Origin of the sequence: Comamonas sp., assembly GCF_036666375.1 — a bacterium.
GTDB lineage: Bacteria > Pseudomonadota > Gammaproteobacteria > Burkholderiales > Burkholderiaceae_C > Comamonas.
In genome coordinates this window covers 30,897-55,282 of the sequence record NZ_JAVWWA010000022.1, presented here as the reverse complement: position 1 = coordinate 55,282, position 24,386 = coordinate 30,897, and the positions used below count along the sequence as shown (strand labels likewise).

30 protein-coding genes, 1 tRNA gene and 1 pseudogene are annotated in these 24,386 nt (G+C 63.4%); 25 read left to right on the top strand and 7 right to left on the bottom strand.

What is annotated here, in order from left to right:
• Positions 1–344 (top strand): annotated as a pseudogene (locus RR928_RS08095) (iron ABC transporter ATP-binding protein); the annotation flags it as partial.
• A 79-nt stretch (positions 345–423) separates the two neighbouring features.
• On the opposite strand, the gene queA reads toward RR928_RS08095, so the two are convergent.
• Entirely contained in the window at positions 424–1,512 is a 1,089-nt protein-coding gene (queA, locus tag RR928_RS08090) for a tRNA preQ1(34) S-adenosylmethionine ribosyltransferase-isomerase QueA (RefSeq protein WP_332538249.1), read from the bottom strand.
• Between the two features lie 117 nt (positions 1,513–1,629).
• Positions 1,630–2,895: an HD-GYP domain-containing protein gene (locus RR928_RS08085; RefSeq protein WP_332538248.1), complete on the bottom strand. Its 1,266-nt coding sequence runs from the start codon at positions 2,893–2,895 to the stop codon at positions 1,630–1,632.
• 152 nt (positions 2,896–3,047) lie between these two features.
• Between RR928_RS08085 and recG the strand changes: the two genes are divergently transcribed.
• The 4 genes from recG to RR928_RS08065 all read left to right on the top strand — a co-directional run bounded on the left by recG (position 3,048) and on the right by RR928_RS08065 (position 7,669).
• A complete protein-coding gene (gene recG / locus RR928_RS08080; protein ID WP_332538247.1) occupies positions 3,048–5,168 on the top strand; it encodes an ATP-dependent DNA helicase RecG in 2,121 nt (706 codons plus the stop codon).
• 100 nt (positions 5,169–5,268) lie between these two features.
• Entirely contained in the window at positions 5,269–6,234 is a 966-nt protein-coding gene (locus tag RR928_RS08075; protein ID WP_332538246.1) for a LysR substrate-binding domain-containing protein, read from the top strand.
• 144 nt (positions 6,235–6,378) lie between these two features.
• The gene (gene ubiA, locus RR928_RS08070; protein ID WP_332549463.1) at positions 6,379–7,281 is read left to right on the top strand and encodes a 4-hydroxybenzoate octaprenyltransferase; all 903 of its coding nucleotides are present in this window, start codon (positions 6,379–6,381) and stop codon (positions 7,279–7,281) included.
• Positions 7,282–7,318: 37 nt separating this feature from the next.
• The gene (locus tag RR928_RS08065) at positions 7,319–7,669 is read left to right on the top strand and encodes a hypothetical protein (protein ID WP_332538243.1); all 351 of its coding nucleotides are present in this window, start codon (positions 7,319–7,321) and stop codon (positions 7,667–7,669) included.
• Here RR928_RS08065 and proC read toward each other — a convergent pair whose 3' ends face one another.
• From proC to RR928_RS08050, 3 genes are read right to left on the bottom strand one after another with little or no spacing between them, the layout of a single operon-like run.
• Positions 7,670–8,500 (bottom strand): pyrroline-5-carboxylate reductase, encoded by an 831-nt coding sequence (proC, locus tag RR928_RS08060; protein WP_332538242.1) that lies wholly within the window; start codon positions 8,498–8,500, stop codon positions 7,670–7,672. It abuts the gene before it with no gap.
• A 40-nt stretch (positions 8,501–8,540) separates the two neighbouring features.
• On the bottom strand, positions 8,541–10,037 hold the full coding sequence (gene glpK / locus RR928_RS08055; protein ID WP_332538241.1) for a glycerol kinase GlpK: 1,497 nt from the start codon (positions 10,035–10,037) through the stop codon (positions 8,541–8,543).
• 17 nt (positions 10,038–10,054) lie between these two features.
• Entirely contained in the window at positions 10,055–10,822 is a 768-nt protein-coding gene (locus RR928_RS08050; RefSeq protein ID WP_332538239.1) for a DeoR/GlpR family DNA-binding transcription regulator, read from the bottom strand.
• Between the two features lie 221 nt (positions 10,823–11,043).
• On the opposite strand from RR928_RS08050, the gene RR928_RS08045 reads away from it, so the two are divergent.
• Complete coding sequence (locus RR928_RS08045; protein WP_332682077.1) at positions 11,044–12,654, top strand: glycerol-3-phosphate dehydrogenase/oxidase; 1,611 nt, start codon at positions 11,044–11,046, stop codon at positions 12,652–12,654.
• Between the two features lie 2 nt (positions 12,655–12,656).
• Here RR928_RS08045 and RR928_RS08040 read toward each other — a convergent pair whose 3' ends face one another.
• Positions 12,657–12,899 carry a hypothetical protein gene (locus RR928_RS08040; protein WP_332538237.1) on the bottom strand — a complete coding sequence of 81 codons (243 nt, stop codon included), beginning with the start codon at positions 12,897–12,899 and terminating at the stop codon, positions 12,657–12,659.
• Between the two features lie 145 nt (positions 12,900–13,044).
• On the opposite strand from RR928_RS08040, the gene rplN reads away from it, so the two are divergent.
• The 19 genes from rplN to RR928_RS07945 all read left to right on the top strand — a co-directional run bounded on the left by rplN (position 13,045) and on the right by RR928_RS07945 (position 23,303).
• A complete protein-coding gene (rplN, locus tag RR928_RS08035) occupies positions 13,045–13,413 on the top strand; it encodes a 50S ribosomal protein L14 (protein ID WP_119558617.1) in 369 nt (122 codons plus the stop codon).
• Between the two features lie 11 nt (positions 13,414–13,424).
• The gene (gene rplX, locus RR928_RS08030) at positions 13,425–13,745 is read left to right on the top strand and encodes a 50S ribosomal protein L24 (RefSeq protein WP_119558616.1); all 321 of its coding nucleotides are present in this window, start codon (positions 13,425–13,427) and stop codon (positions 13,743–13,745) included.
• A gap of 10 nt (positions 13,746–13,755) precedes the next feature.
• The gene (gene rplE, locus RR928_RS08025; protein WP_159911542.1) at positions 13,756–14,295 is read left to right on the top strand and encodes a 50S ribosomal protein L5; all 540 of its coding nucleotides are present in this window, start codon (positions 13,756–13,758) and stop codon (positions 14,293–14,295) included.
• A 9-nt stretch (positions 14,296–14,304) separates the two neighbouring features.
• Positions 14,305–14,610 carry a 30S ribosomal protein S14 gene (rpsN, locus tag RR928_RS08020; protein WP_159911543.1) on the top strand — a complete coding sequence of 102 codons (306 nt, stop codon included), beginning with the start codon at positions 14,305–14,307 and terminating at the stop codon, positions 14,608–14,610.
• A gap of 20 nt (positions 14,611–14,630) precedes the next feature.
• On the top strand, positions 14,631–15,026 hold the full coding sequence (gene rpsH / locus RR928_RS08015) for a 30S ribosomal protein S8 (protein ID WP_159911544.1): 396 nt from the start codon (positions 14,631–14,633) through the stop codon (positions 15,024–15,026).
• Between the two features lie 26 nt (positions 15,027–15,052).
• Positions 15,053–15,586, top strand: coding sequence for a 50S ribosomal protein L6 (gene rplF, locus RR928_RS08010; RefSeq protein WP_159911545.1), 534 nt, complete (start codon positions 15,053–15,055; stop codon positions 15,584–15,586).
• An 11-nt stretch (positions 15,587–15,597) separates the two neighbouring features.
• A complete protein-coding gene (rplR, locus tag RR928_RS08005; RefSeq protein WP_332538235.1) occupies positions 15,598–15,963 on the top strand; it encodes a 50S ribosomal protein L18 in 366 nt (121 codons plus the stop codon).
• A gap of 15 nt (positions 15,964–15,978) precedes the next feature.
• A complete protein-coding gene (gene rpsE / locus RR928_RS08000) occupies positions 15,979–16,497 on the top strand; it encodes a 30S ribosomal protein S5 (RefSeq protein WP_332682074.1) in 519 nt (172 codons plus the stop codon).
• Positions 16,498–16,508: 11 nt separating this feature from the next.
• Positions 16,509–16,691 carry a 50S ribosomal protein L30 gene (rpmD, locus tag RR928_RS07995; protein ID WP_119558609.1) on the top strand — a complete coding sequence of 61 codons (183 nt, stop codon included), beginning with the start codon at positions 16,509–16,511 and terminating at the stop codon, positions 16,689–16,691.
• Positions 16,692–16,702: 11 nt separating this feature from the next.
• Positions 16,703–17,134: a 50S ribosomal protein L15 gene (gene rplO, locus RR928_RS07990; protein ID WP_159911547.1), complete on the top strand. Its 432-nt coding sequence runs from the start codon at positions 16,703–16,705 to the stop codon at positions 17,132–17,134.
• A 23-nt stretch (positions 17,135–17,157) separates the two neighbouring features.
• On the top strand, positions 17,158–18,477 hold the full coding sequence (secY, locus tag RR928_RS07985) for a preprotein translocase subunit SecY (RefSeq protein WP_213299574.1): 1,320 nt from the start codon (positions 17,158–17,160) through the stop codon (positions 18,475–18,477).
• 130 nt (positions 18,478–18,607) lie between these two features.
• A complete protein-coding gene (rpmJ, locus tag RR928_RS07980; protein ID WP_003050535.1) occupies positions 18,608–18,721 on the top strand; it encodes a 50S ribosomal protein L36 in 114 nt (37 codons plus the stop codon).
• A 21-nt stretch (positions 18,722–18,742) separates the two neighbouring features.
• Positions 18,743–19,108, top strand: a complete 366-nt coding sequence (gene rpsM / locus RR928_RS07975; protein WP_159911549.1) for a 30S ribosomal protein S13 — start codon at positions 18,743–18,745, stop codon at positions 19,106–19,108.
• An 18-nt stretch (positions 19,109–19,126) separates the two neighbouring features.
• Complete coding sequence (rpsK, locus tag RR928_RS07970; RefSeq protein ID WP_159911550.1) at positions 19,127–19,531, top strand: 30S ribosomal protein S11; 405 nt, start codon at positions 19,127–19,129, stop codon at positions 19,529–19,531.
• An 89-nt stretch (positions 19,532–19,620) separates the two neighbouring features.
• Positions 19,621–20,244 (top strand): 30S ribosomal protein S4, encoded by a 624-nt coding sequence (rpsD, locus tag RR928_RS07965; protein WP_332538234.1) that lies wholly within the window; start codon positions 19,621–19,623, stop codon positions 20,242–20,244.
• Positions 20,245–20,356: 112 nt separating this feature from the next.
• Complete coding sequence (locus RR928_RS07960) at positions 20,357–21,349, top strand: DNA-directed RNA polymerase subunit alpha (RefSeq protein WP_159911552.1); 993 nt, start codon at positions 20,357–20,359, stop codon at positions 21,347–21,349.
• A gap of 96 nt (positions 21,350–21,445) precedes the next feature.
• On the top strand, positions 21,446–21,835 hold the full coding sequence (gene rplQ, locus RR928_RS07955) for a 50S ribosomal protein L17 (protein ID WP_332540008.1): 390 nt from the start codon (positions 21,446–21,448) through the stop codon (positions 21,833–21,835).
• Positions 21,836–21,859: 24 nt separating this feature from the next.
• Positions 21,860–21,936: transfer RNA gene (locus RR928_RS07950), tRNA-Met, on the top strand.
• A 110-nt stretch (positions 21,937–22,046) separates the two neighbouring features.
• Positions 22,047–23,303, top strand: a complete 1,257-nt coding sequence (locus RR928_RS07945) for an Hsp70 family protein (protein WP_332540010.1) — start codon at positions 22,047–22,049, stop codon at positions 23,301–23,303.
• Between the two features lie 18 nt (positions 23,304–23,321).
• Here the strand turns inward: RR928_RS07945 and RR928_RS07940 are convergent, their stop codons facing one another.
• Positions 23,322–24,332: a formylglycine-generating enzyme family protein gene (locus RR928_RS07940; protein WP_442881649.1), complete on the bottom strand. Its 1,011-nt coding sequence runs from the start codon at positions 24,330–24,332 to the stop codon at positions 23,322–23,324.
• Between the last annotated feature and the right edge of the window lie 54 nt (positions 24,333–24,386).

The following is a 24,386-nucleotide window of genomic DNA, read 5'->3' as shown; positions in this document are numbered from 1 at the left end:
GCCAGCGCCAGCGCGCCTACATCGCCATGGTGCTGTGCCAGGACACGCCCTACATGCTGCTCGACGAGCCGCTCAACAACCTCGACATGGCCCATGCCGTGGCGATGATGAAGCTGCTGCGCCGCGCGGTCGACGAGCGCGGCAAGACCGTGGTCGTGGTGCTGCACGACATCAATTTCGCGGCCTGCTATGCCGACCACATCATCGCGATGAAGGACGGCGCCGTGGCGCATGAAGGCCCGCCGCAGCAGGTGGTCCAGGACGAAGTGCTGTCCGCGCTCTACGGCATCGAGGTCACGGTGCACGAGGTCAAGGGCCAGCGCCTGTGCCACTATTTCGCCTAGGATGAGCGCGCCGTGCCCGTCTCGCCCTGAAACGCCCTTCAACGGCTCAGGGCGAACGGGCGCGCCCTGCTGAAATCGCTCAGCGCTGGCGTTCCAGCAGCATCGAATCGCCGTAGCTGAAGAAGCGGTAGTGGTGGGCAATGGCCTGCTGGTACAGCGACATCACCTGCTCGTAGCCGGCCAGCGCGCTGACCAGCATCATCAGCGTGCTCTTGGGCAGGTGGAAGTTGGTGACCAGCATGTCGACCACTTCGAACTGGAAGCCGGGCGTGATGAAGATGTTGGTGTCGCCCTGGATGTTGCCGCTCTTGGCCCAGGACTCGAGCGTGCGCACCGTGGTCGTGCCCACGGCGATCACGCGGCCGCCGCGCTGGCGGCAGCGCTCGAGCGCGGCCAGCGTGGCAAACGGAATGTCATACCACTCGCTGTGCATCTGGTGCTCGGCGAGGTTCTCGGTCTTGACCGGCTGGAACGTGCCCGCGCCCACATGCAGCGTCACGCTCGCGCGTTCCACGCCGCGTTCGGCCAGGCGCGCCAGCACGGCTTCATCGAAGTGCAGCGCGGCCGTGGGCGCGGCCACGGCGCCGGGCTTGTCGGCAAACACGGTCTGGTAACGCTGGCTGTCTTCGGCGGCGTCGGGGTCGTTGCCTTCCGATTGCTGGCGCTCGATGTAGGGCGGCAGCGGCAGGTGGCCGTGGCGCTCCATCAGCTCGTAAGGCGTCTCTCCGGCCGGGCCCTGCAGCGCGAAGCGGAACAGCGGGCCGTTTTCGTCGGGCCAGCGGCCCAGCAGCAGGGCGTCGAAGCCGCCGCCCCGCAGGCCGCCGCACATGTGGATGCGCGCGCCGGGCAGGGGTTTCTTGCTCACACGCATGTGCGCCACGACCTCGCCGCCTTCGAGCACGCGCTCGATCAGCAGCTCGAGCTTGCCGCCGCTGGCTTTCTCGCCGAACAGCCGCGCCTTGAGCACGCGCGTGTCGTTGAACACCAGCAGGTCGCCGGCGTTGAGCAGCTCAGGCAACTCGCGGAAGATGCGGTGCACCGAAGGCGCGGCGCGGCCGTCGAGCAGGCGCGAGGCGCTGCGTTCGGGCGTGGGGTGCTGGGCAATGAGGGATTCGGGAAGCTCGAAGTCGAAGTCGCTGAGCGTGAAGGCGCGAGGGCTGGAAGACATGCAGTTCTTGAGGGCCGGACAGGGCCCGTTCCAAGGGTCAAAAAAGGAACGCGAATTGTCGCAAAGAAACGATATGGCCGAGGCCACTGTTGTCTTTGCGCGCGCGCCGGCGCAGGCTCAGGCCGTCGCCGGCTCCTCGCTGGCGGCGCGGCCGCGCCACAGCGATTCGAGGTCGTCGAACGGCCAGTCGTCGGGATTCTCGTGCGTGGCGATGCGCTCGTCGCAGGTGAGGGCGGCGAGGTCGACGATGTACGGCGTGAGCCGCTGCTGGGTCCTGATCGCGTAGAACACCTTGATGCGCGGAGCGAGCAGCGAAACCTCCGAAGGCTCTATCACCACGGCCAGCAGACCCGAATGCAGCCGCACCAGCGAGCCCACGGGATACATGCCCACAGTCTGCACAAAGGCTTCGAACAGCTTGTGGTCCAGATGGGTGCGGCTCCATTGCGCCATGCGGCGTATGGCTTCGGCCGGCGGCCAGCCGCGCTTGTAAGGACGGTTGGAGGTCACGGCGTCGTAGACGTCGCAGATCGCCGTCATGCGCGCCAGCAGTGGAATGCTTTCGCCCGACAGCTGGTGCGGGTAGCCCGTGCCGTCGATCTTCTCATGGTGGTAGAGGCAGGCGTCGCGCACCGCCGGGTCGATTTCCATCGACTGCAGCATCTGCCAGCCCTTGGCCGAGTGGGTGCGCATGATGGCGAATTCGTAGTCATCCAGGGGGCCGGCCTTGTTCAGGATTTCAGGGCAGATGCTGGCCTTGCCCAGGTCGTGCAGCAGCCCGGCGAGCGCGGCCTTGCGCACGCTGTGGTCGTCGAGGCCCAGGCGCCGCGCGAGCGCCGCCATCAGCGCGCAGACCGCGAGGCAGTGCAGATAGGTGTACTGGTCGGCTTCCTTGAGACGTGCCAGGCTGGTCAGCGCGCTGGGGTTGCGCTCTATCGAATCGGTGATGTCCTCGACCAGGCGGTAGACCGGGTGGATGTCTATGCCCTGGCCATCGCGCGCCTGCGTGAACAGCTGGCTGATCGCCGGGTGCGCGCGCTGGCACAGGCTCGCTGCGTGCTGCAGTTCCTCGTCGAGGCTGCTGCTGTTCGCGCCCAGCGCCGAGCGCGGGCGCTCCGGTCGTGTCGAGCGCGCGTTGGGTGGATCGACGAAGGTCGCGGTGTCGGGGTCGTAGACCAGGCATTCCACCTCGGGCGCCACGTCGGCACCCTTGCGTATGTCGATCCAGACCTCCTGGATGGTGCCGCTGCGCAGCTTGGCCAATTCTTCCGCAGACTTGATCAGAAAGCGGCTGCGCCAGAACGGGTGCGCGAGCCAGGAGCCGCAGAATTCGTGCAGATACATGCCCTGCGAGAGGTGCTGGACATTGAGGCGCTTGAGCATGGGAGCGGGGCGTGAAAGGTAACCTGACGAAATGTGGACCGGCGCATGGTAGCCTTTTTACTCAGGCGGTAGTGCCGTGCTGCGGTGCGCGGGTTGCGCGCAAGCTTTCCCCTATTGTGCCTTTTCCATTTGACCGAGATTACCAGCCGTTCATGTCAGTCCCGTCTTCCGCCCCGTCCAAAGCCCCTGTCAGCAGCGCGCAAAAAGCGCTGCTCAAGCTCGGGCTGACGCGCGACATCGATCTGGCGCTGCATCTGCCGTTGCGCTACGAGGATGAAACGCGCATCACGCCGCTGCGCAACGCCCGCGACGGCTCTACGGTCCAGATCGAGGCCACCGTGGTGTCGAGCGAAGTGCAGCTGCGCCCGCGCCGCCAGCTGCTGGTGCAGGTCGAGGACGAGACGGGCAGCTGCGAGCTGCGCTTCTTCAGCTTCTATCCCTCGCACCAGAAGACGCTTTCCGTGGGCGCGAAGCTGCGCATACGCGGCGAGATCAAGGGCGGGTTCTGGGGCCGGCAGATGATGCACCCGGCGTTTCGCCTGGCCGGCGGCGAGCTGCCGGCCGCGCTCACGCCCATCTACCCCACGGTCGCAGGCCTGCCCCAGGCCTATCTGCGCCGCGCGATTGCCAGCGCACTGCAGCGCGCCGATCTGAGCGACACCTTGCCACCGCAGGCTGCGCCGCCCGTGCACCAGACCTATGGCGCCGGTGGGCTGCAGCCGTTGTTCAGCCTGCGCGATGCGCTCAGATTCCTGCACAATCCCACGCCCGATGTGGCGCTGGCCACGCTGGAAGACCACAGCCATCCGGCCTGGCAGCGTCTCAAGGCCGAAGAGCTGCTGGCCCAGCAGCTGTCCCAATACCAGTCCAAGCGCGAACGCGCACGGCTGCGCGCACCCGCGCTGAGCATTCCCGCGGGCGCGCCGGGCGCGCTGGCGCTCGATGCCCAGTTCCTGGCCCAGCTGCCGTTCGGCCTGACGCGGGCCCAGCAGCGCGTGTGCGCCGAGATTGCCGCCGACATGGCGCGGCCCGTGCCCATGCACCGGCTGCTGCAGGGCGATGTGGGCTCGGGCAAGACCGTGGTCGCGGCGCTGTCGGCCGTGACCTGCATTGCTGCGGGCTGGCAGTGCGCGCTGATGGCGCCGACCGAAATCCTCGCCGAGCAGCACTTCGGCAAGCTGGTCGGCTGGCTCGAGAAGATCCTCGAGCCGCTGGGCAAGAAGGTCGCCTGGCTCGCGGGCGCGCAGAAGAAGAAGCAGCGCACGGCCATGCTCGAACTCGTGGCCAGCGGCGAGGCCGCGCTGGTGGTCGGCACCCATGCGGTGATCCAGGAGCAGGTGCAGTTCCACAACCTCGCGCTCGCGGTCATCGACGAGCAGCACCGCTTCGGCGTCGCCCAGCGCCTGGCCTTGCGGCAAAAGCTCGCGCACACCGGGCTGGAGCCGCACATGCTGATGATGAGCGCCACGCCGATTCCGCGCACGCTGGCCATGAGCTATTACGCCGACCTCGACGTCTCGACCATCGACGAGCTGCCGCCGGGGCGCACGCCCATCGTCACCAAGCTGATTGCCGACAGCCGGCGCGATGAAGTCATAGAGCGCATCGCCGCCCAGGTGGCCGCGGGCCGGCAGGTCTACTGGGTCTGCCCGCTGATCGAGGAAAGCGAGGCGCTCGACCTGTCGAACGCCACCGCGACCCATGTCGACCTGAGCGATGCGCTGCCCGGCGTGATGGTCGGCCTGCTGCATTCGCGCATGCCCACGGCCGAGAAGAAGGCGGTGATGGAGCTGTTCACCGCGGGCGTGATGGGCGTGCTGGTCAGCACCACGGTGATCGAGGTCGGCGTCGACGTGCCCAATGCGTCGCTGATGGTGATCGAGCATTCCGAGCGCTTCGGCCTGAGCCAGCTGCACCAGCTGCGCGGGCGCGTGGGCCGCGGCGCGGCGGCTTCGGCCTGCGTGCTGCTGTATGCCGTGGGCGACAACGGCAAGCTCGGCGAAACCGCGAAGGAGCGCTTGCGCGCCATGGCCGAAACCAATGACGGCTTTGAAATCGCGCGCCGCGACCTCGAGATCCGCGGGCCCGGTGAATTTCTCGGAGCGCGCCAATCGGGGGCGGCAATGCTGCGCTTTGCCGATCTGGCGACAGATACCGACTTGCTGGAATGGGCGCGCGAATGCGCTCCAGAGATGCTGGACCGCTTCCCGCAGCTCGCCGAACGCCATGTTGCACGCTGGTTAGGTGGTAAAGCAGAGTTTCTCAAGGCATGATATGTAACCGTTTAAATATCAGACTTGGCAACGTCGATATCGGCACTGATGCCAAAGTGCCGCGACAATAGGCGTTCCGCATGGCCCAGGACCCCACTACATGACCCTCACTGAACTAAAGTACATCGTTGCGGTGGCCCGCGAGAAGCATTTTGGACATGCTGCAGAAGCATGCTACGTGTCGCAGCCTACGCTGTCGGTCGCCATCAAGAAGCTCGAGGAAGAGCTTGACGTCAAGCTTTTCGAGCGCAGCGCAGGTGAGGTGTCGGTGACGCCGCTGGGCGAGGAAATCGTGCGCCAGGCGCAAAGCGTGCTCGAGCAGGCGGCTGCCATCAAGGAAATCGCCAAGCGCGGCAAGGACCCGCTGGCCGGAGCCCTGACGCTGGGCGTGATCTATACCATCGGCCCCTATCTGCTGCCCGAGCTGGTGCGCCACGCGATCCAGCGCACGCCGCAGATGCCGCTGATGCTGCAGGAAAACTTCACCGTCAAGCTGCTCGAAATGCTGCGCACCGGTGAAATCGACTGCGCCATCGTGGCCGAGCCCTTCCCCGATACCGGTCTCGCAACCGCGCCGCTGTACGACGAGCCCTTCATGGCCGCCGTGCCCAGCAACCATCCGCTGGCCCAGCAGGATTCGGTGTCGACCATCGAGCTGAAGAACGAAACCATGCTGCTGCTGGGGTCGGGCCATTGCTTTCGCGACCATGTGCTGGAAGTCTGCCCCGAGTTCGCGCGCTATGCGAGCAATGCCGAAGGCATTCGCCGCACGTTCGAAGGCTCGTCGCTGGAAACCATCAAGCACATGGTTGCCGCCGGCATGGGCGTGACCCTGGTGCCGCGCCTGTCGGTGCCGCGCGATGCGCTCGAAGCTCCGGTGCGCCGCCGCAAGAACGACGAACCGCATATCCGCTACCTGCCTATCCGTACCGAAGACGGCCTGGTCACGCCCAGCCGCCGCGTGGTGCTGGTCTGGCGCCGCAGCTTCACGCGCTACGAAGCGATTGCCGCGCTGCGCAACGCGGTCTACGCCTGCAACCTGCCCGGCGTCGAACGGCTCTCCTGAAGCCTGCGGCCATGGCCGCGAGGACGGGGCAGGCGCTGGCCCCGTTCATCTTCTTCGACCTACGGGGGCGCTTGCGGCATGGCTTTTCCCGCGGCCGGCTCTGCGCTACATTGTGACCGGTACCCCTGTTCTCCACCGGATCCCATGTCACACGCTGCTTCCTCCTCCTCCACGCCACCGCCAGCATCCCCGCGCTCGCGGCTGGCGCTGTATCTCGACCTGATACGCTGGAACCGCCCCGCGGGCTGGCTGGTGCTGGTCTGGCCCACGCTCGCCGCGCTGTGGGTTGCCGCCGAAGGATTTCCGGGCTGGCATCTGCTGGCAGTGTTTGTGCTGGGCACGGTGCTGATGCGCAGCGCGGGCTGCTGCATCAACGACATCGCCGACCGCGATTTCGACAGGCATGTGAAGCGCACCACGCAGCGACCCATCACGTCGGGCCAGGTCTCGGTCAAGGAGGCCGTGGTGGTGGGCGCGGTGCTGGCGCTGGTCGCGCTGGGCCTGGTGCTGACCACGCGCTGGGAAGCCGTCGCCTGGTCGGTGCCCGCGGTGCTGTTCACCATCCTCTACCCGTTCACCAAGCGTTTCTTCTCCATGCCCCAGGCTTTCCTGGGCATTGCATTCAATTTCGGCATCGTCATTGCGTTTGCCGCCGTGCTGGGCACGGTCACCGCGACCGGCTGGATGCTGTGGCTGGCCAACATGTTCCTGGTGCTGGCCTACGATACCGAATACGCCATGGTCGATCGCGACGATGACCTCAAGATCGGCATGAAGACCTCGGCGATCACGCTGGGTCGCTGGGACGTGACCGGCATCATGGTTTTCTTTGCGCTCAGCTGGCTGCTCACGCTCTGGGCGCTGCTGCCCTACGGCCTGGGCTGGCCGTTTGCGCTGGGCATGGGTGCGGCGGCCGCGCAGATCCTCTGGCATTTCACGCTGATACGCGAGCGCACGCGCGCCGGCTGTTTTGTGGCCTTCAGCAAGAGCCACTGGATCGGTGCCACGCTGTTCGCGGGCGTGGCGCTGGGGTTTGCTTTGCGTTGACCGGCCTGCCGCATGTCGGCAATTGAAAGGACTCGCCATGGGCCAGAACCTGATCGTCATGCGTTTTGCCGCCGCCGACCGCGCCAGCCGGGCGCTGGCCGAACTCCGGGCGGCTTCGGCCGCCGGACGCCTGCAACTGCTGCAGGCCGCGCTGGTGCAGCGCGATGGCCAGGGGCTGACCCTGGCGGGCCCCGATGGGCAGTGTCTGCTGGAAGCAGCGCAAGGCAATGCGCCCGATGCGCTGGCCATGGCCGATGGCGCGGCCGCGCTGCTGGCGCGCGTGCGCGAGTTCAGCGAGCGCGAAGTCGACGGCCTGGCGCGAGAAATGGGCGTGGAACTGCTGCGCCGCCCCCTGCCGCCAGCGCAGGCAGCGCCGGGCGCGGCCTGATCAGTTGCCGAATTCCCGCGCGAGTTCCTTGGCGCGCTGTTCGGCGGCACGCATCGCGGCAATGAACTGCGCGGGCACGCCGGCTTCCTGCATGTGCGTCACGGCCGCATGGGTCGTTCCGCCCTTGCTGGTCACGCGCTGGCGCAGCACTTCCACCGGCTCGCTCGAGCGCGCGGCAAGTTCCGACGCGCCCTGGAAGGTTGCCACCGCGAGCTGGTACGACTGGTGCGCGCCCAGGCCCATCTCGACGCCGGCCTGGGTCATGGCTTCGAGGAACAGAAACACATAGGCCGGGCCCGAGCCCGACAGTGCCGTGACCGCGTCGAGCTGATCTTCCTGCTCGACCCACAGGTGCTTGCCCGTGCTGGCCACGACCTGCTCGACCAGCTCCTTGCCCGCGGCGTCCACGGCCGGGCGCGCGAACAGGCCCGTGATGCCCTGGCCGATCAGCGCCGGCGTGTTGGGCATGGCGCGCACGATGCGCTCGCTGCCCAGCCACTGCGCGATGCTGGCCGTGGGAATGCCCGCGGCCACGCTCAGGTGCAGGGCCTGGGCGGTATGCGGTGCGGCGGCCGCGGCTGCGTCCTTGAAGGTCTGGGGCTTGACGGCCCAGACCACCAGCTGCGCGCGCGCCAGCGCGTCGCTGGCTTCGGCCCGGGCATTGATGCCGAACTGCTCCTTGAGCGCCGCGCGCGCGGCTTCGAACGGCTCGACGACTTCGATCTGGTTGGCGGCAAGGCCCTGGCGCAGCAGGCCGCCGATGATGGCGCTGGCCATGTTGCCGCCGCCGATGAAGGCAATGGTGGTAGACAGGGGAGAGGTGTTGCTCATGGGCTTGCAGTACAGAAAGAAGGGGTAGGGGCGTGGGGGCTCAGGCAGGCAGCGAGGCTTGGGCGACCGCATGTTCCCAGCGCGCCATCAGTTCCTGGGCGCGCGACGGGGGCAGCGTGGGCATGAAGCGGCGTTCGGCGACCCACAGTTCGGTCAGCTCCTCGGTACTCTGATAGACGCCCGCCGACAGCCCGGCTAGATAAGCGGCTCCCAAGGCCGTGGTCTCGACCACGGCCGGACGCACCACGGGAATGCCCAGCAGGTCGGCCTGGAACTGCATCAGCAGGTTGTTGACGCAGGCGCCGCCGTCGACGCGCAGCTCGCTCACGGGTGCGCCGCCGCTCTCCACCGCGTCGCGGCTCATCGCCAGCAGCAGCGCCGCGCTCTGGTAGGCAATCGATTCGAGCGCAGCGCGCGCGATATGCGCCAGCGAGCTGCCGCGCGTCAGACCGGTGATCGTGCCGCGCGCATCGGGCTTCCAATAGGGTGCGCCCAGTCCCGTGAATGCCGGCACCAGCATCACGCCGCCCGAATCGGGCACGCTTTCGGCCAGCGACTGCACCTGGCCGCTGTGCTCTATGGCCTGCAGGCCGTCGCGCAGCCACTGCACCACGGCGCCGCCGATGAACACGCTGCCTTCCAGCGCGAACGCGCGCGTGGCGCTGGTCTGCGCGGCGCTGGTGGTGAGCAGGCCATTGTGCGAAGTCTGGAAGTTGGCGCCGGTATGCATCAGCATGAAGCAGCCCGTGCCGTAGGTGTTCTTGGCCATTCCGGCCTTGAAGCAGGCCTGGCCGAACAGCGCGCTTTGCTGGTCGCCGGCGACGCCGCCGATCGCAATCGCCGCGCCCAGCACATCGGTCGCGGTCTGGCCGAAGTCGCTGGCCGAGGGCAGTACTTCAGGCATCAGCGACTTTGGAATGCGCAGCAGCGCCAGCAGCTCGTCGTCCCATTGGTTGCGGTGCACATTGAACAGCATGGTGCGCGATGCATTGCTGACGTCGGTCACATGGCGCTTGCCTTGCGTCAGCTGCCAGATCAGCCAGCTGTCTATGGTGCCGAAGGCAAGTTCGCCGCGCTCGGCTGCGGCGCGCGCGCCCGGTACTTCGTCGAGCAGCCACTGCAGCTTGGTCGCCGAGAAATAGGCGTCTATGCGCAGCCCGGTCTTTTGCTGGATGCTGTCGGCATGGCCGTTTTCGCGCAGCTGGGCGCACGCGGGCTCGGCGCGTCGGTCCTGCCAGACGATCGCATGGTGTATGGGCTGGCCGGTCTGGCGGTTCCAGACCACGGTGGTCTCGCGCTGGTTGGTGATGCCCAGCGCGCGCACCTGGCTGGCCGCAATGCCCGCCTGGGCCAGCGCGGCGCGCGCCGTGCTCAGCTGGGTGCGCCAGATTTCCAGCGGGTCATGCTCGACCCAGCCCGGACGCGGATAGATTTGCGGCAGTTCGAGCTGGGCCTGGGCGACGATGCGGCCCTGGGCGTCGAAAAGAATGCTGCGGGAACTGGAAGTGCCTTGGTCTAGGGCGAGCAGGTAGGTCATATCGGGAGAGGAGGGGGTCAGGCGGCGACGGTGCATTGCACGCCGGCTTCGGCGAGCAGCGGGACGATGGCCGGCGGCGGCGGCGCGTCGGTGAACAGGCGGTTGATCTGGGCCAGCGTGGCGAGCTGCACCATGGCCTGGCGCTCGAACTTGCTGTGGTCGGCGGCGAGCCAGACTTCGCGCGACTGGGCGATGATGGTCTGGGCGACCTTGACTTCGCGCAGATCGAAATCGCGCAGCGAGCCATCGGCCTCGATCGCCGAGATGCCTATCAGCGCGATGTCGACCTTGAACTGGCGGATGAAATCCACCGCCGCCTCGCCCACGATGCCGCGGTCGCGCGAGCGCACCACGCCACCGGCGACAATCACTTCGCAGTCGGTGTTGCTGCTCAGGATGGCGGCGACGTTGAGGTTGTTGGTGATCACGCGCAGGCCGCGGTGCTGCAGCAGCGCCTGGGCGATGGCTTCGGTGGTGGTGCCGATGTTGAGAATCAGCGAGCAGCCGTTGGGCACGGCCTGGGCGACGGCGCGCGCGATGCGCGCCTTGCCGTCGGCATGCAGTCCCTGGCGCTGGGGGTGGGCCAGGTTTTCTACCGTGGCACTGGGCACGCGTACGCCGCCGTGAAAGCGCACCAGCAGGCCCGCGTCGGCGAGCTTTTGCACGTCGCGGCGCACGGTCTGCAGCGTCACGCCGAGATTGACGGCCAGTTGCTCCACCGTGGCGGACTGCTGCTGGCGCACGGCATCGAGCAACTGGAGTTGGCGGGGGTTGGAGTGGTTCACGCTTCTTCCTGGTGCGAATTTGGCTGTAGGGTAAAAACTAATTTCGAATCAAAACGCGCTCATGTGAACATCTTTTTCACAAAAACGAAACAAAAAGAGCGAAAATTACGCCATTGATTGTGACGCACATTGTTCCCGCTGCTGCCTTATCGTGATGGAGGCTGCAGCGCCTGCGGTCTGCGTTGCCCGATTTTCACCCAATCACGCTGCTAAGCCCGCTTATGACAACTACTTCGCTTCCCCTGGACACGGACCGCGCCGCCTTGCTCGCGCGGTTGGCCGAGCCTTGCGTCTACGACCTGGCGGTCATAGGCGGCGGTGCCACCGGCCTGGGCGTGGCGCTGGACGCGGTGGCGCGGGGCTTCAAGGTGGTGCTGCTCGAGTCGCATGATTTTGCCAAAGGCACATCGTCGCGCGCCACCAAGCTGGTGCACGGCGGCGTGCGCTATCTGGCGCAGGGCAATATCGCGCTGGTGCGCGAAGCCCTGCACGAACGCACGACGCTGTTGCGCAACGCGCCCCACCTTGCGCAGCGCCTGGCCTTCGTCATGCCCTCGTACCGCCTGCTCGACACGCCATTCTATGGCGCGGGTCTGAAGATGTATGACGCGCTGGCCGGCAAGGCCGGCCTGGGCGCCACCGAATTCCTGAGCCGCGACAAGACCGTCTCGCTGCTGCCCACGGCGCGCACCCAGGGCCTCAAGGGCGGCGTCAAATACTGGGACGGCCAGTTCGATGATGCGCGTCTGGCGCTCGCATTGGCGCGTACCGCCGCGGCCAAGGGCGCGCTGCTGGTCAATTACTGCCCGGCCAAGGAGCTGCTGCACGAAGACGGCAAGGTCACGGGCGTGGTCTGCGAGGACTCCGAGACCGGCACGGTCTATCGCGTGCACGCCAAGTGCGTGGTGAATGCCACCGGTCCCTGGGTCGATCTGTTCCGCCAGCTCGACGGCAAGGCGCTGGGCCGCGAAGTCAAGCCCATGGTCGCGCCCAGCCAGGGCGTGCACGTGGTCGTGGACCGCGAGTTCCTGCCCACCGACCACGCGCTGCTGATTCCCAAGACCGCCGACGGCCGCGTGCTGTTTGCCGTGCCATGGCTGGGCAAGGTGATCCTGGGCACGACCGACACGCCGCGCAACGATCTGGCGCGCGAGCCCCTGCCTTTCCCCGAGGAAGTCGACTTCATCCTGTCGGAGGCCGGCAAGTACCTGGTGCGCCAGCCCACGCGCAACGATGTGCGCAGCGTCTGGGTCGGCCTGCGTCCGCTGGTCAAGCCCCAGGACGACGACGGCGAGAACACCAAGAAGATCAGCCGCGAGCACACGGTGATGAGCAGCCGCTCGGGCCTGGTCACCGTGACCGGCGGCAAGTGGACCACCTACCGTGCGATGGCCGAGGACGTGCTGCGCGAGTGCTTTGCGACCGGCCAGCTGCCCGAGCGCGCGGGCGGCGTGACGGTGAACCTGCCGCTGGTCGGTGCTCCGGCCGGCGGAACGCCGGCTGTAAACCCGGGGCTCAAGGGAATGAATGCGCCCCAGGGTCTGCACTCGTACGGCACCGAAGCCACAGCCGTGGCCGCCTTGCCCGGCGCCGATCTCTGGCTGACCGAAGGCCTGAGCGAAGCCATGGTGCGTTTTGCGGTGCGCCATGAATATGCGCGCAGCGTCGAGGACGTGCTCGCGCGCCGCAGCCGCCTGCTGTTCCTCGATGCCCAGCGTGCCGTGGCGATCGCGCCGCGTGTCGCGGCGCTGATCGAGGAGGAGCTGGGGCGCGACGCGGGATTGACCGCCTTCCAGTCGCTGGCGCGCCAATATTTGCCACAGGGCCAGTGATGTCAAAAATGAGAGCGTCCCGGATTCAAGGGAACAGGGGTGCTCACTTTATGGAACCGGTCTGCAAGGCTGCATAAGCCTTGCAAGCTACTGATTTCATAGCGTTTTCGCAGTCCGCAGAGGTCGCCGCCGGCCTCTGTTGCAATTGCGCCGCACAGGACCGCGCCGACCCGCAGCTTTGGGCCGGCAAAACGGGCTAAGCGGTTGACGTGCAAAGGAAATTCTGCGAGAATCGAATGCTTCACGTTTAATGCGTGAGGTTTCTGCCCAGCGGGAAGCGTTGCAAAATGGTTTGCGACGTGGACGACGGGCCCAAGACTGACTGGCTGGTCGCAGCCCTTGAGAAGTACTCTGGGGCTGTCCAAGCTGGTGCAAGTTGGGAATATTGAAATGATCCAAACAGAATCTCGGTTAGAGGTTGCCGACAACACCGGCGCTAAGTCCGTCCTGTGCATCAAGGTGCTGGGTGGTTCGAAGCGTCGCTATGCAAGTGTTGGCGACATCATCAAGGTGAGCGTTAAAGAAGCTGCTCCACGTGGCCGCGTCAAAAAAGGCGAGGTTTACAGTGCAGTGGTCGTGCGCACGGCGAAGGGTATTCGCCGCGCTGACGGTTCGCTCGTTAAATTTGACGGCAATGCAGCAGTTCTGCTCAACGCCAAGCTTGAGCCCATCGGCACTCGCATCTTCGGACCCGTGACGCGTGAATTGCGTACCGAAAAGTTCATGAAGATCGTGTCCCTGGCACCTGAAGTTCTCTAAAGGAAAGTGCAATGAACAAGATTCGCAAGGGCGACCAAGTCATCGTGCTGACTGGCCGTGACAAGGGCAAGCAAGGCGTCGTGGCGCTGCGCAAGGACGATTCTTACGTGTTGATCGATGGCATCAACCTCGTGAAGAAGCACGTCAAGCCAAACCCCATGAAGGGCACCACCGGCGGTATCGTGGAAAAGGCTATGCCTATCCACCAATCCAACGTGGCTATTTTCAATGCAGCTACTGGCAAGGCCGACCGCGTGGGCATCAAGCTCAGCGCAGACGGCAAGCGCGTTCGCGTGTACAAGTCCAGCGGCGCTGAAATCAAGGCGGCCTAAGGGGTAAAACATGGCACGACTGCAAAAACTCTATCGCGAAAAAATCGCGGCTGAACTCAAAGAAAAGTTCGGCTACACCTCCACTATGGAAGTGCCCCGTCTGACCAAGATCACCCTGAACATGGGTGTGAGCGAAGCCGTGGCCGACAAGAAGGTGATGGACAACGCCGTGGCTGACCTGACCAAGATTGCTGGTCAGAAGCCTGTGGTGACCAAGGCCAAGAAGGCTATCGCTGGTTTCAAGATCCGTGAAGGCCAAGCAATTGGCTGCATGGTGACCCTGCGTGGCGTTCAGATGTACGAATTCCTGGACCGTTTCGTCACCGTGGCTCTGCCCCGCGTGCGTGACTTCCGTGGTATCTCGGGCCGTTCGTTCGATGGTCGCGGCAACTACAACGTTGGCGTCAAAGAACAGATCATCTTCCCTGAAATTGAGTACGACAAGGTCGACGCACTGCGCGGTCTCAATATCAGCATCACCACGACTGCGAAGAACGACGAAGAGTGCAAGGCACTGCTCGCCGCTTTCCGCTTCCCGTTCAAGAACTGAGGCAAGCGTATGGCAAAAGTAGCATTGATCCAGCGCGAACTGAAGCGCGAAAAGCTGGCAGCCAAGTACGCTGTCAAGTACACCGAGCTGAAGGCCATCGCCGGCGACGCAAAGCGTAGCGACGAAGAGCGTGATGCAGCCCGCCTGGGCCTGCAAAAGCTCCCACGCAACGCCAACCCTACACGTCAACGTAACCGCTGCGCAATCACCGGTCGCCCACGTGGCACGTTCCGCCAATTTGGTCTGGCACGCGCAAAGATCCGTGAACTGGCTTTCGCAGGCGACATCCCCGGTGTCACCAAGGCCAGCTGGTAAGCAAGCAGGAGAGATTAAACATGAGCATGAGTGATCCCATCGCTGACTTGCTGACCCGCATCCGCAATGCACAAATGGTCGCCAAGACCACCGTGACGGCTCCTTCTTCCAAAGTGAAGATCGCCATCGCACAGGTGCTGAAAGATGAAGGCTATATCGACGGTTTCCAAGTGAAAACCGAAGACGGCAAGGCTGAACTCGAAATCACCCTGAAGTACTACGCGGGTCGCCCCGTGATCGAGCGCATCGAGCGCGTGAGCCGTCCCGGCCTGCGCGTGTACAAGGGCCGTGATGCAATTCCACAAGTCATGAATGGCTTGGGCGTGGCAATCGTTACCACCCCCCAAGGCGTGATGACCGATCGTAAAGCGCGTGCTACCGGTGTCGGTGGCGAAGTGCTTTGCTATGTGGCCTAACGTGACATTGAAGGAGAAATACTGAAATGTCTCGCGTAGCAAAAATGCCTGTGACCATCCCCGCTGGCGTGGATGTGTCTATCAATGATGCACAAATCAGTGTCAAGGGCACTGGCGGCACTCTGTCGCTGGCCCAGAACGCACTGGTCACTGTGACCAATGCCGACGGCAAGCTCTCTTTCGAGCCCGCCAACGACTCCCGTGAAGCCAACGCCATGAGTGGTACCCAGCGTCAGCTGGTGAACAACATGGTGACCGGCGTGACCAAGGGTTTCGAGAAGAAGCTGACGCTGGTAGGCGTGGGCTTCAAGGCCGCTGCCTCGGGTTCCAAGCTGAACCTGGCCATCGGTTTCTCGCACCCCGTGAACTTCGAAATGCCCGCTGGCATTACGGTGGCTACCCCGATCCCGACCGAAATCGTGATCAAGGGCGCTGACCGTCAGGTCGTGGGCCAACTGGCCGCTGAGATCCGTGCTGTTCGTCCTCCCGAGCCCTACAAGGGCAAGGGTATCCGCTATGCGGACGAAAAGATCACGATCAAAGAGACCAAGAAGAAATAAGGAGCTGCAATATGTTGACCAAGAAAGAGCAGCGTCTCCGTCGTGCACGTCAGACCCGCATCCGCATTGCACAGCAAGGCGTGGCGCGTTTGAGCGTGAACCGCACGAACCTCCACATCTACGCCAGCGTGATTTCCGGCGACGGCACCACGGTGCTGGCCAGTGCTTCCACTGCAGAAGCCGAAGTGCGCACGTCGCTCGGCGGCTCCGGCAAGGGTGGCAACACTGCTGCGGCAACCCTGATCGGCAAGCGTATTGCTGAAAAGGCAAAGGCTGCCGGTGTCGAGAAGGTTGCATTCGATCGCGCAGGTTTCGCTTACCACGGTCGCGTCAAGGCTTTGGCCGACGCAGCCCGTGAAGCTGGCCTGCAGTTCTAAGCGGAGCGGATAAAAATGGCTAAATTTTCCCCCAAAGTGCAAGACCAGGCTAATGACGACGGTCTGCGCGAAAAAATGATCGCGGTGAACCGCGTCACCAAGGTTGTGAAGGGCGGTCGTATCCTCGGCTTCGCTGCACTGACCGTGGTTGGCGACGGTGACGGCCGTGTTGGCATGGGCAAGGGCAAGTCGAAAGAAGTGCCTGCTTCCGTGCAAAAGGCGATGGAAGAAGCTCGCCGCAACATGATCAAGGTGTCCCTGAAGAACGGCACGATCCATCACATGGTTAACGGTCACCACGGTGCCGCTTCCGTCATGATGGCTCCCGCTCCCAAGGGTACCGGCATCATCGCCGGCGGCCCGATGCGCGCCGTGTTCGAAGTGTTGGGTATCACGGACATCGTGGCCAAGAGCCATGGTTCCTCCAACCCTTACAACATGGTTCGCGCCACGTTAGACGCCCTGACTCGTTCCACTACCCCCTCGGAAGTGGCATCGAAGCGCGGCAAGTCGGTCGAAGACATCTTCGCCTGATTGGAGTCCACATGACGACGCAACAAACTGTCAAGATTCAACTGGTGCGCAGCCCTATCGGCACCAAGGAATCGCATCGCGCCACCGTTCGCGGCCTGGGTCTGCGCAAGCTCAATAGCATCAGCGAGCTGCAAGACACTCCCGAAGTCCGTGGCATGATCAACAAGATCAGCTATCTGGTCAAGGTCCTCTGAAAGGATTGATGATGGAACTCAATAGCATCAAGCCTGCAGACGGCTCCAAGCACGCCAAGCGCCGCGTTGGTCGCGGTATCGGTTCCGGCCTGGGCAAGACTGCCGGCCGTGGCCACAAGGGTCAAAAATCGCGTTCGGGCGGCTACCACAAGGTAGGCTTCGAAGGCGGTCAAATGCCTCTGCAACGCCGTTTGCCCAAGCGCGGTTTCAAGTCGCATCTGCTGAAGTTCAATGCAGAAGTGACTCTGACTGCTCTCGAGCAACTCGGTCTGGCCGAAGTCGATCTGGCTGCCCTCAAGCAGGCTGGCCTGGTCGGCGAAATCGCCAAAGTCGTGAAGGTCATCAAGAGCGGCGCAATCACCAAGGCTGTCAAGCTGAACGGTATTGCTGCTACAGCGGGTGCCAAGGCAGCTATTGAAGCTGCCGGTGGCAACGTGGCCTGATTAAGTTCTGAAAGAAGACATCCGTGGCTACTAGCGCAGCTCAAATTGCAAAAACCGGAAAATTCGGCGATTTGCGTCGTCGGCTGGTTTTTCTGTTGCTTGCGCTGGTCGTATACCGTATCGGGGCGCATATCCCCGTGCCGGGCATCGACCCAGCGCAGCTGCAGCAGCTGTTCAATGGCCAGCAGGGCGGCATTCTCAATCTGTTCAATATGTTCTCGGGTGGAGCGCTTTCGCGCTTCACGGTGTTCGCACTGGGGATCATGCCGTACATCTCGGCATCGATCATCATGCAACTGATGACCTATGTCGTCCCGACGTTCGAACAGCTGAAAAAAGAAGGTGAATCGGGTCGTCGCAAGATCACCCAGTACACCCGCTACGGCACTTTGGCCTTGGCAATTTTTCAGTCCCTTGGGATTGCAGTGGCTCTGGAAAGCTCGGCAGGGCTGGTGCTCAGCCCAGGTATGGGCTTCCGCCTCACGGCGGTGGTCAGCCTGACCGCTGGCACCATGTTCCTGATGTGGCTCGGTGAACAGATCACTGAACGTGGTCTGGGCAACGGTATCTCGATCCTTATCTTTGCTGGTATTGCCGCAGGCTTGCCCAGCTCGATTGGTGGATTGCTGGAACTGGTGCGCACCGGCGCGATGAGCATTCTGGCTGCGATCTTCATTGTTCTCGTGGTGGCTGGCGTGACGTATTTCGTCGTGTTCGTCGAGCGGGGGCAGCGCAAGATCCTGGTGAACTACGCACGCCGTCAAGTAGGAAACAAGGTTTATGGTGGTCAGTCCTCGCACTTGCCACTGAAGCTGAACATGGCCGGGGTCATCCCTCCCATCTTCGCTTCCTCGATCATCTTGTTGCCTGCCACGGTGGTGAACTGGTTCAGCGCGGGAGAGTCGATGCGTTGGTTGCGTGACATCGCAGGTGCCCTGACCCCAGGTCAGCCGGTCTATGTGATGTTTTATGCAGCGGCCATCATCTTCTTCTGCTTCTTCTATACGGCCCTGGTCTTCAACAGCCGGGAAACAGCCGACAATCTGAAGAAGAGCGGTGCGTTCATTCCGGGCATTCGCCCAGGTGAGCACACGGCACGCTACATCGACAAGATCCTGGTTCGCCTGACCTTGGCTGGCGCGGTTTACATCACGTTTGTCTGTCTGCTGCCCGAGTTCATGATCCTGAAGTACAACGTTCCGTTCTACTTCGGTGGTACATCACTGCTGATCATTGTGGTGGTGACCATGGACTTCATGGCACAGGTGCAGAACTACATGATGTCGCAGCAGTACGAGTCGCTCCTCAAAAAAGCGAACTTCAAGGCTACGCCGGGCACTTGAGAAAAGGTTATGGATGCTCCCGGCGACGCCAGGAGCATCCAGCTCAGAGTTAGTAGATTTGTCCCACGTAGGGACGCCACGAGTTCCGCGCAGAATGGCCGGAACGGATGCAAAGTTTTAGGAGAATGAAATGAGAGTTTCGGCTTCGGTCAAGAAAATCTGCCGCAACTGCAAGATCATCCGCCGCAAGGGTGTGGTGCGTGTGATCTGCACAGACCAGCGCCATAAGCAGCGCCAGGGTTGATTGAAAGTATAGAGGACGCATATGGCACGTATAGCTGGCATTAATATTCCGCCGCATCAGCATGCTGAAATCGGCCTGACCGCTATTTATGGTATCGGTCGTACCCGCGCTCGCAAGATTTGCGAAGCATGCGAAATCGCATATTCCAAGAAGATCAAAGATCTGACGGATGGCGATCTCGAAAAAATCCGTGATGCGATTGCACAGTTCACCATCGAAGGTGACCTGCGTCGCGAAACAACGATGAACATCAAGCGTTTGATGGACATCGGTTGCTATCGCGGTTTCCGTCATCGCCGTGGCCTGCCCATGCGCGGCCAGCGCACTCGCACAAATGCGCGTACTCGCAAGGGTCCGCGTAAGGGTGCAGCGGCTTTGAAGAAATAAAGAGATTGAAAGATCACTATGGCTAAATCTCCCGCAAACAACGCATCGCAGCGCGTTCGCAAGAAGGTTCGCAAGAACATTTCTGACGGTATCGCTCACGTGCATGCGTCGTTCAACAACACGATCATCACCATCACTGACCGCCAGGGCAATGCATTGTCTTGGGCTTCGTCGGGTGGCCAAGGCTTCAAGGGCTCGCGCAAGTCGACGCCTTTCGCAGCTCAAGTGGCTTCCGAAGTTGCTGGTCGTGCAGCGATTGAACAAGGCATCAAGAACGTCGACGTCGAAATCAAGGGCCCCGGTCCTGGTCGCGAATCGTCGGTGCGCGCTCTGGGTGCCCTGGGCATCCGCATCACTTCCATCTCGGACGTGACGCCTGTGCCGCACAACGGCTGCCGCCCTCAAAAGCGTCGTCGTATCTAATTTTTTATAAGCCCACCGCCACCTGCATGGCTATGCCAGGCAGGTGGCTCCCGCAATTGTTTTGCGGCAGATGACACAAGGAAGATCACGTGGCACGTTATATCGGCCCTAAGGCCAAACTTTCCCGCCGTGAAGGCACCGACCTGTTCCTGAAGAGCGCACGTCGCTCGATCGCGGACAAGTCGAAGTTCGACACGAAGCCTGGCCAGCATGGCCGCACTTCTGGCCAACGCACTTCGGACTACGGTCTGCAGCTGCGCGAAAAGCAGAAGGTCAAGCGCATGTACGGCATTCTGGAAAAGCAATTCCGCCGCTACTTCGAAGCTGCTGATGGCAAAAAGGGCAACACGGGTGCAAACCTGCTGACGCTGCTGGAAAGCCGTCTGGACAACGTCGTGTACCGCATGGGCTTCGGCTCCACGCGTGCAGAAGCCCGCCAGCTGGTGTCGCACAAGGCGATCACGGTGAACGGTCAATCGGTGAACATCGCTTCCTACCTGGTCAAGGTCGGTGACGTGGTTGCCGTGCGCGAAAAGTCCAAGAAGCAGGCTCGCATTGTCGAAGCCCTGCAACTGGCTCAGCAAGTGGGCTTCCCCGCTTGGGTGGAAGTCAGCCTGGACAAGGCTGAAGGAACCTTCAAGAAGGCTCCTGACCGTGACGAATTCGGCGCAGACATCAACGAATCCCTGATCGTTGAATTGTATTCGCGTTGATTTTTCCGGCTAATTTTCGCTAAAACCGTCCCTAAACCGCGAGGCATCGCGGTTTAGGCGCTTCACCAGCCTTACCGGTGTAACGAGCCGGGGGTATTGAGAGGAAGTCTGCATGCAAACCAATTTGCTGAAACCCAAGGCAATCAATGTCGAACAACTTGGCCACAACCGTGCCAAGGTCGCACTTGAGCCGTTCGAGCGTGGTTACGGCCACACGCTGGGCAATGCCCTGCGCCGTGTTCTGCTCTCGTCCATGGTGGGTTACGCAGCGACGGAAGTCACGATTGCCGGCGTGCTCCATGAGTACTCCTCGATCGACGGCGTTCAGGAAGATGTGGTCAACATCCTGCTGAACCTCAAGGGCGTGGTGTTCAAGCTGCACAACCGTGACGAAGTCACGCTGAGCCTGCGCAAGGATGGCGAAGGCGTTGTCACTGCACGTGATATCCAGACCCCGCACGATGTCGAAATCGTGAACCCTGATCATGTCATCGCCAACCTGTCGCAAGGCGGCAAGCTGGACATGCAGATCAAGGTCGAAAAGGGCCGTGGCTATGTGCCGGGCAATGTGCGTCGCTATGGCGATGAGTCCACCAAGTCGATCGGCCGCATTGTGCTCGACGCTTCGTTCTCTCCCGTGAAGCGCGTCAGCTACACGGTCGAAAGCGCACGTGTCGAACAGCGTACCGACCTGGACAAGCTCGTGGTCGAAATCGAAACCAACGGTGCCATCACCGCGGAAGATGCAGTGCGCGCTTCGGCGAAGATCCTGGTCGAGCAGCTGGCTGTGTTCGCACAGCTCGAAGGCGGCGATCTGGAAGGCATCACTGGCAGCGCAGCTCCGCGCAACAACGCCAGCTTCGATCCTATCCTGCTGCGTCCTGTGGACGAGCTGGAACTGACGGTGCGTTCGGCCAACTGCTTGAAGGCCGAAAACATCTACTACATCGGCGACCTGATTCAGCGTACCGAGAACGAGCTGCTCAAGACCCCCAACCTGGGTCGCAAGTCGCTCAACGAGATCAAGGAAGTCCTGGCTTCCCGCGGTCTGACGCTGGGCATGAAGCTCGAAAACTGGCCGCCAGCCGGCCTGGACAAGCGTTAAGCTATAATCTGCATCCCGCCTTTTTGGGGTGGGAAGTGCCTCGGGCAGTACCTGATACGGCTGCCCGATTTAATTAAATATCAAGGAAAAAGCACCATGCGCCACGGTCACGGCCTCCGCAAACTCAACCGCACTTCTTCGCACCGCCTGGCGATGCTGCAGAACATGATGAATTCGCTCATCGAGCACGAAGCCATCAAGACCACCGTCCCCAAGGCCAAGGAACTGCGCCGCGTGATCGAGCCCATGATCACCCTGGCCAAGGTCGACACCGTCGCCAACCGCCGCCTGGCTTTCGACCGCCTGCGCGACCGCGACAGCGTCACCAAGCTGTTCAACGTGCTGGGTCCCCTGTTCAACGCCCGTCCCGGTGGCTACACGCGTATCCTGAAGATGGGCTTCCGCGTGGGCGACAACGCCCCCATGGCCTACGTTGAGCTGGTTGAACGCAGCCAAGAAGTGCAAACTTCTGACGCAGCAGCCTAAATCTGCTGTACAATAACTACATACCGCGCGATGGAGCAGTCTGGTAGCTCGTTGGGCTCATAACCCAAAGGTCGGAGGTTCAAATCCTTCTCGCGCAACCAAACATTCAACGCCCACTTTTCAGTGGGCGTTTTTGTTTTTGCGGTCCGCCTGCCGGGCCGCAACCGGTGTTCACCTTCTCTGCGCGCACTTCGCTGCGGCCCTCTGATTGATGACTTCTTCGTTTCCCAGCACCCTCGGCATTGATTTCGGCACCTCCAACTCGGCGATGGCGCTGCGTGTCGGCGCCAACCCGGCCCGCCTGATTCCTCTGGAAGGCGAGATGCTGGCCATGCCCACGGCCCTGTTTTTTCACGCCGAGGAACTGAGCACCCATTACGGCCGCGACGCCATGTCCCAGTACCTCGAAGGCGAGGAGGGGCGGCTGATGCGCTCGCTCAAGAGCCTGCTGGGCAGCGCGCTGCTGCAGGACAAGACCGTGGTGCACGGCAATCTGGTGAGCTACCAGGACATCATTGCGCTGTTTCTGCGCCATCTGGCCAACCGCGCCCAGAAGGAGCTGGGCCAGATGCCCGAGCGCGTGGTGCTGGGCCGGCCGGTGCATTTCGTCGATGATGACCCCGAGCGCGACGCGCTGGCCGAAGGCGCGCTGCGCGAAGCCGCGCACCGCGCGGGCTTTGCCGAAGTGCAGTTCCAGCTCGAACCGATTGCCGCGGCGCTCGACTATGAGCAGCGCCTGGACCGTGAATCGGTGGTGCTGGTGGTCGACATAGGCGGTGGTACTTCCGACTTCACCGTCGTGCGCCTGGGGCCGGAGCGCATCGCGCACCCGGACCGCAGCGTAGACGTGCTGGCGACCACGGGCGTGCACATCGGCGGTACCGACTTCGACCAGCGGCTCAATCTCGAGCTGCTGCAGCCGCTGCTGGGCCTGCGCCACCATGGCAAGAGCGGGCGCGAAGTGCCCAGCCGCGTGTTCTTCGATCTGTCGACCTGGCATCTGATCCAGTGGCTCTATACCGCCAAGGCGGTGCGCGAGGCGCAGAACCTGCGCACCGACTACCAGGACGAGCGCCTGCATGCGCGGCTGATGACGGTGCTCGAAGAGCGCCTGGGCCACCGCCTGGCCAACACCATGGAGCAGGGCAAGATCGCGGTGTCGCAAAGCGGCGCGGCCCAGACCCTGGACCTGGGCTGGCTCGAGAACCAGCTGCAGGCTCAGGCCACGCCCGAGCTGCTGGACCTGCATCTGCAGCCCGCGCTGACGCGCGTGGTCGCCTGCGCCCAGGAATGCCTGCGTCGCGCGGGCGTGCAAGCCCGGGAGCTCGATGCGATTTATCTCACGGGCGGCTCCTCTGCGCTGCGTCCTCTGCGCAGCGCGCTGCGCGCGGCATTTCCGCAGACGGAGCAGGTCGAAGGCGATCTGTTTGGCGGCGTGGCCTCGGGCCTGGCCTATACGCAGGGCTGACAGCGCCGGCGCGTCCTGTCATGGCCTGATGTCGCGCACCAGGCGTATGCCGACCAGCGTATAGCGGGTCTGCGGCGTGTTCCAGTTGCGGTAGGCGCAGCGCGCATACAGCGGCCATGTATGCCATGAGCCGCCTCGGCGCACGCGCACGCTGCCTTCGGCCGGGCCTTGCGGATCGCTGGCCGGGGCCTCGGCGTAGTAGGTCGATGCATGCCAGTCCGCGACCCATTCCCAGGCGTTGCCCAGCATGTCGTGCAGGCCGAAGGCATTGGGCGCATGGCTGCCTACAGGCGCGGTGAACGCATGGCCGTCGTTGCCGGCGAGCGCATGCTGGCGCCAGCGCGGCCAGAATGCGGCCGCGCTCTGGTCGAAGGTGTTGGCCGTGCGCACCAGCCCCTGCGGGTCGTCGCCGTGCGGATAGCGGGTACGGGTGCCCGCGCGGCAGGCGTATTCCCATTGCGCTTCGGTCGGCAGACGGTATTGATGGCCTTCGCTGCGACTGAGCCATGCGGCCAGCGCCTGGGCGTCGTTCCAGGTGACGTTGACGACCGGGTGGTCATCACCTTGGGCAAAGCCGGGATTGCGCCAGGAATAGCGCGGATCGCGGCCTTCGAAGGCGTCGCCGCGCGCGCTGCTCGCGGGGTCGTAGGCCGGGTTGTAGCCATAGCCGCCTGTGCCGTCGGCTTCGGATTCGGGGCGGTAGCCCGAGGCCTCGATGAAGCGGCGGAACTGCCCCACGGTGACTTCGTGCTGGCCCAGGTAGAAGTCGTGGCTGATGCGCACCGCGTGCACCGGCGCTTCGTCGGCGAGCGCCTCGAAGCGCTGGCGTTCAAGCAGGGGAAAGTCGCGCGCCAGCGCTTCGGGGTCTTCGGCGCTGCCCATGGCAAAGCTGCCGGCGGGAATGCGCACGAACGCCATGCCCAGCGAGTTGCGCCATACGGCGATGTCCCCGGGAACAGGCTGCTGTGCCGTGGCGGAGCTGGCCAGCAGCGCAAGAACGCAGGCGAAGGCGGGCGCGAAATCGGTCATGCTGCATCTCCCGAAGAGGCCATGGCGGCCTGGACAGCAGTGTAGATGGGCCGG